Annotated in this window: 8 protein-coding genes; 5 read left to right on the plus strand and 3 right to left on the minus strand. The window is 64.8% G+C overall.

The genetic code is table 11. The annotated features are described in order from the left end of the window. Positions 1-110 precede the first annotated feature (110 nt). Positions 111-1,952, minus strand: coding sequence for a hypothetical protein (locus ACSBQT_RS17655; protein WP_435002184.1), 1,842 nt, complete (start codon positions 1,950-1,952; stop codon positions 111-113). Between the two features lie 115 nt (positions 1,953-2,067). Here ACSBQT_RS17655 and ACSBQT_RS17660 point away from each other — a divergent pair, with 115 nt between their 5' ends. Then, complete coding sequence (locus ACSBQT_RS17660; protein WP_435002185.1) at positions 2,068-3,375, plus strand: cell division protein PerM; 1,308 nt, start codon at positions 2,068-2,070, stop codon at positions 3,373-3,375. Between the two features lie 137 nt (positions 3,376-3,512). Here ACSBQT_RS17660 and ACSBQT_RS17665 read toward each other — a convergent pair whose 3' ends face one another. Continuing rightward, the gene (locus tag ACSBQT_RS17665; protein WP_101545186.1) at positions 3,513-3,965 is read right to left on the minus strand and encodes a hypothetical protein; all 453 of its coding nucleotides are present in this window, start codon (positions 3,963-3,965) and stop codon (positions 3,513-3,515) included. Between the two features lie 102 nt (positions 3,966-4,067). Between ACSBQT_RS17665 and purN the strand changes: the two genes are divergently transcribed. The 4 genes from purN to ACSBQT_RS17685 all read left to right on the plus strand — a co-directional run bounded on the left by purN (position 4,068) and on the right by ACSBQT_RS17685 (position 6,946). Beyond that, complete coding sequence (gene purN / locus ACSBQT_RS17670; RefSeq protein WP_435002186.1) at positions 4,068-4,691, plus strand: phosphoribosylglycinamide formyltransferase; 624 nt, start codon at positions 4,068-4,070, stop codon at positions 4,689-4,691. Between the two features lie 48 nt (positions 4,692-4,739). Further along, positions 4,740-6,284 (plus strand): bifunctional phosphoribosylaminoimidazolecarboxamide formyltransferase/IMP cyclohydrolase, encoded by a 1,545-nt coding sequence (purH, locus tag ACSBQT_RS17675; protein ID WP_435002187.1) that lies wholly within the window; start codon positions 4,740-4,742, stop codon positions 6,282-6,284. Position 6,285: 1 nt separating this feature from the next. Next, on the plus strand, positions 6,286-6,627 hold the full coding sequence (locus ACSBQT_RS17680) for a DUF3017 domain-containing protein (protein ID WP_262777986.1): 342 nt from the start codon (positions 6,286-6,288) through the stop codon (positions 6,625-6,627). 136 nt (positions 6,628-6,763) lie between these two features. After that, a complete protein-coding gene (locus ACSBQT_RS17685; RefSeq protein WP_139469677.1) occupies positions 6,764-6,946 on the plus strand; it encodes an antitoxin in 183 nt (60 codons plus the stop codon). A 208-nt stretch (positions 6,947-7,154) separates the two neighbouring features. Here the strand turns inward: ACSBQT_RS17685 and ACSBQT_RS17690 are convergent, their stop codons facing one another. Continuing rightward, entirely contained in the window at positions 7,155-9,656 is a 2,502-nt protein-coding gene (locus tag ACSBQT_RS17690) for a UvrD-helicase domain-containing protein (RefSeq protein WP_435002188.1), read from the minus strand. Positions 9,657-9,713 lie beyond the last annotated feature (57 nt).

A 9,713-nucleotide genomic window follows, 5' to 3' on the forward strand; every position in this document is an offset into this window, starting at 1 on the left:
GACCGGGAATCGGTCGTCACAGGCCCGCTGTGACTAGAACGCCGCCTCGGCGACGGTGGTGTCTCACCTCGGGGAGGTGGGGTGGACCGTGTCGGCGGTGGACCCTGGGATCAGAAGTCGAAGAATTCGACCGAGAGCTTGTCTCCGTCGATCTTCACGCTTCCGGACACCGACAGGGAGTTGCCGTTGGAGAAGTACGAGGAGCCGGCCCTCTTGCCGTCGACGGAGAAGTTGAACTTGCCGGGCTTCTCGGTGAAGAATGAGCCGGTGTTCGTGTCTCCGGCACCGAAGCTGGCCTTCACCTTCGGCATCTCCTTCATGTCCCACTTGGCGGTGTCCTTCTTCGCCAGATCATCGAGCTTCTTGTCCGAACCGCCGACGGGGATCTCGGTCGGGTCGTACTTGATGAAGTCGCACTTCGGCTCGATGCTCTTGTTGTCGAAGCACTTCTTGAGCTCCTTCTCGACCTGTTTCTGGACTTCCTTGTCGAAGGCGCCGGTCGGGGACAGATCGAGGTTGAGGGTGGTGGGCGACACCTGGCCCTTGTTCGGCTGTCCGCCGGGGCCGAAGGCCTTCGGGAAGTTCACCTTGGCCGTATCGGAAGCCTCGGAGATCCACTTGCTCTTCGGAATCGTGAAGTCGTAGCTGCCGGGGTAGACAGCGAACGAGGTGGTGCCCGACTTCGCCTTGTAATCCTTGCCGTTGACTGCGAGACCGTCGGCAGCGGGAATATCGAGTGAGATGACGTTGAGGTCGGGGCCCTTCATCGTCCACTTGTCGAAGAACAGGTCCTGTTTGCCGTCCTTCGTCGCGGCGAGCTCCACATTGTAGGGGCTGCCGTCGAGCTCGTAGGACACGACGACGGTGCCCTTGTCCCCGTCGGTCTTCGAGGATTCGACCTTGGCCTTCTCGATCTTCGCCGATGAGGAATCGGTGAATTCCTTCTGCAACAGATCGAGGTTGGTGCCCTCAGGCCGTGTCGAAGGGGCGATCTTCTCCGCGGCCGCGAAATCACCCTTGTTCAGGGCTTCGACGTAGTCCTCGGCGACCTTGTCGGGTCCGTACTTGTTCTTGTTCACGCTGCCGACGACGAAGAACCCGACGAGGACGAGGACGATGACCAGTGCGACCGCGCCGAGGGTGATGAAGAGCGGAAGCTTGCTCTTCTTCTTATCGGGGCGATTCTCGGCACGCGTCGCGGTGCTCTGACCGCCGGCGAAACCCGGAGCCGGTGCCGGCTGCGGAATCGCCTGCGACGGACCGGATCCGGTCTGTTGGGCGTTCGGACCCGACCCCGTCTGGTACTGCCCGGACTGGTTCTGGGCGGAGTTGTACTGGCCCGGCTGGTTCTGAGCGCCGGGGTACGGGGGCTGATTCGACGCCCCGGGGTATGCCGCATTCGAATGCTGGCCGCCTGGCTGCTGGCCGCCTGGCTGCTGGCCGCCTGGCTGCTGGCCGCCCTGCGGCTGAGCGCCTTGCGGTTGAGCCCCGGGGTAGCCGCCGTTCGGCTGCTGCGGGCTCTGGTACTGGTTGTTCGGATACTGTCCGTTCTGAGGCTGGTCACTCGGAGACGGGGCACCGGGATAGGGGCCCGACTGTGGGCCGCCCTGACCATTCGCTCCGCCCTGCTGGCCGGAGTTGAAGGACTGAGTGTTCTGGGCGCCGGGGCCCGAATACTGAGGCGGTTCGTTCTGCTGAGAAGCAGCCGGAGCGACCGTCGGTCGCGACGGCGCATCGCTGCCCGGAGCTCCCAAAGGCGGTGCCTGGTCATCGGGTACCGAGGAACCGCTGCCGGACTGAGCCGGCCCGTCGGCTGCGGTGGGGGCGTCATCGGAGACCGAGTCCGGAAGGCCCTCATCCGTCGGCGGCTCCGACTCAGGCTTCGGTCCGCCGTTCTCCGGAGGCTCGCTCGGTGGTGGCGGGAAATTGGGGTGATCGTTCCCGTTGCTCATCGTGGGGTCATCCTTTGCGTGTACAAGCCTGTCCTGGCGCAATTGTACTTCCCGGAGCAGGGAATCGCGTGGTCAATACCGGGAAGCCGAGCCGGGTTAAGAGAAAATGGTCCTGATGCACACTTCTCCTCACCCTCAGCCCTACCGTCGGACGATCTTCGCCGCCCTCATGGAAGTCGTGAAGATCGACCTCATCGTCGTCCCCGCCGGATTCGTCGTCGCCATCGCTTTCTGGATCATCGGGCTCGGCTCGCAGCTGCCGTACTCGGCGATTCCCGAATGGGCGTTCGCACTGTGGGCGACGGTGTCAGGACTGAGTGTCTCGACCCTCGGATTCGACTTCTCGCTGGCGCCGAGCCTCGTGACTGTCGGCCTGTGGCTGCTGGTGGCAATGGGGGCCAAACGAGTCGCCCGCAGCACGGCAGCGGACAGCCCGACCGAGAGCGACGAAGATCCCGGCGGATGGTGGGCGCTCATGGGGACGGCTCTGGGCACTTTCGTCGTGGCCTACGCCGGTCCTCTGCTCGTCGTGGCGATCCTGGTCGGCCAGGCCACGGTGACTCCGCTCGGATTCCTTCGGCTCTTCCTCTTCCTCGTCACGGCTGTGGCGTGGGCCTTCATTCGGGGTCGAGGCATCGGTGACATCCCCGGACTGGCTGTGATCGCCGGCGACACCTGGATCGTCGCCGCCCGTCTCGCACGCCGGATGCTGTGGGCCGCTGCGGCACTCGGTGCGATCGTGCTCGTCGTCGGAATCGTGATCCGTTGGAGCGATGTCGCCGGCACCGTGCAGGTCTACAGCTCGCCGGTCGCCGCGGGCATCGGCCTCATCGTCGTTCAGGCGCTCTTCGCCCCGAGCATCGTCTACTCGGCCCTGTCGTGGTCCGCCGGGACGGGGGTGAGCATCGGTGGGGCCGGGGCGAGCTCTGCATTCATCTCCTCCACGGCACCCGTGCCCGATGTGCACGTGCTGAAGCTGCTGGAAGGTGACTATCCGGCGTGGACGGCGGCCGCACCGGCACTTCTCGTGCTGCTCGGCCTGCTGTGCGTCATCCTCGGCCGCGACCGAGCCCGCGACATCGCCGCACAGTCGTGGTTGGGACTGGGGCTTGCGATCGGGATACTGTTCGTCGCACTCGAGGTACTCGCACTGTTCGCCGGTGGGGCCTTGGGTCCGCTGGGTCTGTCCGGATTCGGACCCTCGGCACTGACGTCGGCGCTGGCGATCACGGGGTGGATCGCTGTGGGAATGGCCGCCGGCCTTCTGCTGATCAGACTCTCCGGCCTGCACACCGAGTATTCCGAATTCGATGAGGATGACGAAGAGGACGTGGACTACGAGGACGACAATGCGGGCGGGTTCGACGAGGACGATTCGGAACCGGTCGCCGACGACGTCGTCAGCGAAGACGAACCGCGGTAGACGAGGGAGCCGCCTCGGTGAGGGGTGAGCCACCTCGGTGAGGGGGCAGACGTCGACCGGTGACGGGTCGGGCGTGAACCGAGGACATCCTCGGTGAAGGGATCAGCGCTGAATGATCGGGGCCGTCGCCCCGCGGATCACTTGGTGCCGGGCAGGTCGAGATCCTGGCCGGTGACCTGCTTGAACCAGTCACCCAGACCCGACTGATACTCACTCGAGCACGAGAGCTGCGCCTGCTGCGTGATCGCATCGCGCAGACATTCCTCATACTTCGACTGCACCGGCCAGAGGATGACCGAGGACATTGTGGAGAAGATGAGGTAGATGCTGAGCAGACCGCCGAGGATGCCCAAGGACATGTTCCGGCGCTGTTTGGTCTTGACGACGGCGACGATGTACTTCACCGACCAGACGACGGCGGCGATGGCGAAGCCGATGGCGGCGAGCTTGAACGGCAGCTGATACGTGAACGTCAGCACTGAGGCGAGGATCAGCAGTATCAGGACGAGCCCGTGTCGTGCCGGTGCGGCCTGTGCCTCCTCTTCGGGAGTCGGCGCCTTCTTCTCTTCGGTATTCTGCGGTGACGTCACCGGATCAGTTTCTCACAGTCGACTGACAAATGCCTCGGCGGGCCGTGTCCGCACGATGACAGCAGGGCATCGTCCATGTGCTGCAGACGTTAGACTGTGCGAGTGCGCATCGTTCTTCTGGCATCAGGATCCGGTACCCTCACGCAGTCCGTCATCGACGCCTTCGCCGACGGGACCCCCGGAGTCGACATCGTCGCCATCGGGGCCGACTCGGCCACCGCAGGGGTTCTGACCCGAGCCGAACAGCATGAGATTCCCTCCTTCGTCGTCCGGCCCAAGGACTTCGCCGATCGCGACGAGTGGAACCTGGCGCTGAAGGACACGGTGGCCGAGCTCGCCCCGGACTGGGTGGTCTCCGCCGGTTTCATGCGCATCCTCGGTCCCAGCTTCGTCGATGCCTTCCCGTCCCGGATCATCAACACCCACCCGGCTCTGCTGCCGTCGTTCCCGGGCGCACACGGTGTCCGCGACGCGCTCGCCCACGGGGTGAAGCTGACCGGTGGAACCATCCACCTCGTCGACACCGGAGTCGACACCGGACCGATCATCACTCAGTACGCGGTGCCCATCGGCGATGACGACACCGAGGAGACCGTGCACGAGAACATCAAGGCCCGGGAACGCGAAGAGCTCGTGCGCCTGCTGGCACATCTGGCCCACACCGACCTCGTCGTCGACGGTCGACATGTCCGCGGATATGTCGCCTCGGCGATGACCGCCCACTGACCCCGCCGTGAGAAGAACCGACCGGCAACCGAACCTCGAGGAGGATCTGTGACAGGAACCCGCGCGATCAAGAGAGCGCTGATCAGCGTCTACGACAAGACCGGGCTGGAGGAGCTGGCTCGCGGCCTCCACGCCGCCGGAGTCCAGATCGTGTCGACCGGATCCACGGCAGCGAAGATCGCCGAGGCGGGAGCCGCGGTGACGAAGGTCGAAGAGCTCACCGGGTTCCCCGAATGCCTCGAAGGGCGGGTCAAGACCCTTCACCCGCGCGTCCACGCCGGCATCCTCGCCGACTCTCGCAAGCCTGAGCACCTGGAACAGCTGTCCGAACTCGAGATCGAACCCTTCGACCTCGTCGTCGTCAACCTCTACCCGTTCGCCGACACCGTCGCGAGCGGAGCCGGCTTCGACGACTGCATCGAACAGATCGACATCGGCGGACCCTCGATGGTGCGTGCTGCGGCGAAGAACCACCCCACGGTCACCGTCGTGACCGATCCGGCCGACTACTCGGCCGTGCTCGATGCCGCCGCCGGGGACGGTTTCGATATCGATGCCCGCCGCACCTTCGCCGCCCGCGCCTTCGCCCACACTGCGGCCTACGACTCGGCCGTTGCCTCCTGGTTCGCCTCAGAACGCGCCACCGATGAGAAGGCCGCATTCGCCGGCCTCACCGGAGAGAAGATCGCCGACCTGCGCTACGGAGAGAACCCGCACCAGGCTGCAGCCGTGTACTCCGACGGCACCGTCGGAATCGCGGGTGCGAAACTGCTCGGCGGCAAAGCGATGTCGTACAACAACTACACGGACACCGATGCCGCGATCCGCGCGGCGTTCGACTTCGAGCAGCCGGCTGTCGCCATCATCAAGCACGCGAACCCCTGCGGAATCGCCGTCGGAGAGACCGCTGCCGCAGCGCACAAGGCAGCCCACGAATGCGATCCGCTGTCGGCCTACGGTGGTGTCATCGCCACGAACCGCGAGGTCGACGCAGAGCTTGCAGCATCGATCAAGCCGATCTTCACAGAATGCCTGGCCGCTCCGTCGTTCAGCGCCGAGGCGCTTGAGATCCTCACGACGAAGAAGAACCTGCGACTGCTCGAACTCGGCGACATCGATGTGCCCGCCGCCGAGGTCAAGCCGATCAGCGGTGGATTCCTCGTGCAGGACCGCGACGCCTTCCAGGCAGAGGGTGATTCCGTCGAGAACTGGACCCTGGCTGCGGGCCCGGCCGCCGCACCTGAGGTCCTCGCGGATCTCGAATTCGCGTGGAAGGCCGGACGGGCCGTGAAGTCCAATGCGATCCTGCTCGCCAAGGGCGGAGCCTCGGTGGGTGTGGGCATGGGCCAGGTCAACCGCGTCGACTCGGCGAAACTCGCCGTCGAACGCGCCGGAGCCGAACGCGCCACCGGTGCCGTCGCCGCCTCGGACGCCTTCTTCCCGTTCCCCGACGGTCTGCAGATCCTCATCGACGCAGGAGTCACCGCTGTGGTGCAGCCGGGCGGATCGATCCGCGACGATGAGGTCATCGCGGCCGCGGAGGCGGCAGGAATCACGATGTACCTGACCGGGAGCCGCCATTTCTTCCACTGAGATGAAGCGACCTCACCCCCGCCATGCACGGCGGGGGAGAGGACCGATCGCGAAGCGATGGATCTACTGGAAACGGCGATACGCGCATCCCACCCGGCGTGATTGGGTGCTGCTCGGCTGTCTCCTCGGAGTCGCCGCCGCCGCGGCGTGCTCCGTCATCGACTTCCGACTCGGTGCTGTCGTCCTCGCCGTCGTTCCCGCCGGTCTCGCCGGGTTCCGTGCGATGCCGCCGCCGTGGACCGAGGTGTGGGCGAATCGGTCGAAGGCCGTCGACATCACGACCTGTCTGCTGTTCGCCGGACTGCTGGTCGGGCTGGCGTTCCTCGTGCCGCTCACCCGCTGAGGAGAATGTCTCTGCGAAGTCCTTTATGTGCATTTGCTGAGAAATAGGACGCACAGGTGTCGTCACGTCGGTAACAGTGGCAAGGTGAGTGGCGTCAGAGGTTCGCTTCGAACCTTTTCCGATGAAAGGAGACAGCATGGGACTCGACGATCTTACTAACAAAGCCAAGGACGCCTTGAATAGCGATAAGGGTGAAGAGATCAGCGACCAGGGCCTGGACAAGGCCTCGGACGCAGCCAACAATGTCACCGGTGGAAAGTTCGAAGACCAGATCAATCAGGGTCGCGACGGAGCCGATGACAAGCTCGGCAACGAATGATCTTTAATCCATAGCCGCGTCCGGCATGGATGAGCGCCGAGGAGAATGTGATTCTCCTCGGCGCTTTCTTATGCTCCGGCTGGGGCACTAGATATCGGCTAGGGTCAGTCGATACCAACTATCGGGGCACGAAGTAGCATCGCGGTTCGAGCGAACAGCTGCGTGGGGCGGATGCACAGCTGAGCCGTGCACCCACCCAGCAGTCGCCTCAGCTGAGTTTTTCGATCGGGGCGTATCGCAGCAGCAGTCGCTTCGACCCGGCCGAACCGAAGTCGACGACGGCCACGGTCTTGTCTCCGACGCCGTTGATCTCGGTGACGGTGCCGAGTCCGAAGGACTCGTGCGAGACCTTCTCACCGACCTCGACGGAGATGACCTCACGATTGGGCCGGATCCGATTGGGGAATCCGGCGACCGGCGTCGACGAACTCGCATTCGAGCGCGAGCGGGAGCTGCCGCCTGACGACCGTGAAGACCCGAAGCTTCGTGATCCTCCCGAGTATCCGGACGAGTAGCCGCCGGAGCCGAAACCTCCGGAGCCGAAGCCGCCCGAACCGAAACCTCCGGAGAAGCTGCCCGTGTTCTCCCAATTGATGAGGTTCTCCGGGATCTCGGACAGGAACCGGCTCGGCGGATTGTACTGAGGCTGACCCCACATGCTCCGAGTCTCGGCGCGAGTGACGAGCAGACGCTGCCGTGCGCGCGTGAGCCCGACATACGCCAGACGCCGCTCCTCCGACAGCTCCTGCGGATTCTCGAAGGAACGCGAATGCGGGAATCCTCCGTCTTCCAGTCCGGTGAGGAATACCACCGGGAACTCGAGTCCCTTGGCCGTGTGCAGGGTCATCAGCGTGACCTGACCGAGTTCGGCATCGGGGATCTGATCAGTGTCCGAGGCCAGAGCCACCTGTTCGAGGAACTGATCGATGGCGGAGGCTCCGACGCCAGGGGGCGTGGAGGCGTCGGCGGAACCGAGGTCGTCACCGTTGGGATCGACCGCTTCGGCGGCGGTTTCGGTTCCTGTGTCGCTGGGTTCCGGGGCGGCGGTCGCCTCGGCAACCGCGGCGGCCTCCCGCGTGGCGACGAAATCCTCGGCCACGGCGACGAGTTCGGCGAGGTTGTCGACACGGGATTCGTCCTGCGGATCGGTGCTCTTCTGCAGCGATTCGAGGTAGCCGGACTGTTCGAGGATCGCCTCGATGACCCGCGAGAGCGGGGAGGATTCGGCGGTGGAGCGCAGATCCTGCATGAGGTCGTAGAACTTCTGCACCGAGGTCAGGGCGCGCGAACTCAGGTGAGGGATCTCGTCGAGGCGGCCCAGCGCGGTGAAGAAGCTGATGTTCTCCCGGTCGGCGAAGTCGGCGATGATGCCCTCGGTGCGGTCGCCGATGGAGCGCTTGGGCACATTGAGGATGCGGCGCAGATTGACGTCGTCATCGGGGTTGGCGACGACGCGCAGGTAAGCGAGGGCGTCCTTGATCTCCTTGCGCTCGTAGAAGCGGGTGCCGCCGACGACCTTGTACGGGATTCCGGACCGGACCAGCGCATCTTCGATGGCGCGCGACTGAGCGTTCGTGCGGTAGAACACGGCGAAGTCACCGTAGGTGTACTTCTCCTCGTCGATGAGGTCATCGATGCGGTCGACGATGAACCGGGCTTCACCCTGTTCGTTCTCGGCGACCCAGCCGACGATCTGCTCGCCGGAACCTTCCGAGGTCCACAGCTTCTTGTCCCGGCGGTCGTCGTTGTTCGCGATCACGGCATTGGCGGCGTCGAGGATGTTCTGCGTCGACCGGTAGTTCTGCTCCAACAGAATGGTGTCCGCGTTCGGGAAGTCCTTCTCGAACTCGACGATGTTGCGCACCGTGGCGCCGCGGAAGGCGTAGATCGACTGGTCGGCGTCGCCGACGACGGTGAGCTCGGCACCCGTCGGCCCTCCTGCGCCCTCACCGGCCAGGGCCTTGATCAGGGCGTACTGTGCGGGGTTCGTGTCCTGGTACTCGTCGACGAGGATATGGCGGAACCGGCGACGGTAGGAATCGGCCACCTCGGGGAAGGCACCGAAGAGGTGAACGGTCTCCGCGATGAGGTCGTCGAAGTCGAAGGCATTGGCCAGGCGCAGACGGGAGGTGTAGCGCTTGAAGACGTCGGCGAGCACCTCATCGGCGGGATTGTTGGGCCGCGGGATGAAGTCGTCTGGGGTCTGCAGTTCGTTCTTGAGGTTCGAGATCCGGTGCAGGATGGCCCGCGGGGCGTACTTCTTCGTGTCGAGGCCGAGCTCCTTGAGGATCTGGGCGACGAGTCGCTGCGCATCCTGAGCGTCGTAGATCGTGAAATTCGACTTCATGCCCAGCACCTTCGCCTCGCGGCGGAGGATGCGCACACACGAGGAGTGGAAGGTCGAGACCCACATGGCGCGGGAGGCAGGGCCGACGATCGAGGACACGCGTTCGGCCATCTCTTTCGCAGCCTTGTTCGTGAACGTGATCGCCAGGACTTCGCCGGGGTGGGCGCGACCGGTCGCCAAAGCGTAGGCGATGCGTCGGGTGAGCACGGTCGTCTTGCCCGATCCGGCCCCGGCGACGATGAGCAGCGGTGATCCCGTATGGATCACTGCCTCGCGCTGCCTGGGGTTGAGTCCGGTGAGGAGTTCGGCCGCTCGGGAGTCGGCGCCGGCGGCATGGTCGGTGTGTTCAGCTGCAGCAGTCATGTCGCCCCCAACGATACCGTCAGCCTCGGACACGAGCTCACACCCCTCAAAACTACC

It is taken from the genome of Brevibacterium sp. H602 (genome assembly GCF_051172395.1).
GTDB lineage: Bacteria > Actinomycetota > Actinomycetes > Actinomycetales > Brevibacteriaceae > Brevibacterium.

Excerpts from the sequence above, each read along its gene's own strand:
- ACSBQT_RS17660 (WP_435002185.1), top strand. The coding sequence starts at position 2,068 with ATGCACACTTCTCCTCACCCTCAGCCCTACCGTCGGACGATCTTCGCC.
- ACSBQT_RS17690 (WP_435002188.1), bottom strand. The coding sequence starts at position 9,656 with ATGACTGCTGCAGCTGAACACACCGACCATGCCGCCGGCGCCGACTCC.
- ACSBQT_RS17685 (WP_139469677.1), top strand. The coding sequence starts at position 6,764 with ATGGGACTCGACGATCTTACTAACAAAGCCAAGGACGCCTTGAATAGC.
- ACSBQT_RS17680 (WP_262777986.1), top strand. The coding sequence starts at position 6,286 with ATGAAGCGACCTCACCCCCGCCATGCACGGCGGGGGAGAGGACCGATC.
- ACSBQT_RS17655 (WP_435002184.1), bottom strand. The coding sequence starts at position 1,952 with ATGAGCAACGGGAACGATCACCCCAATTTCCCGCCACCACCGAGCGAG.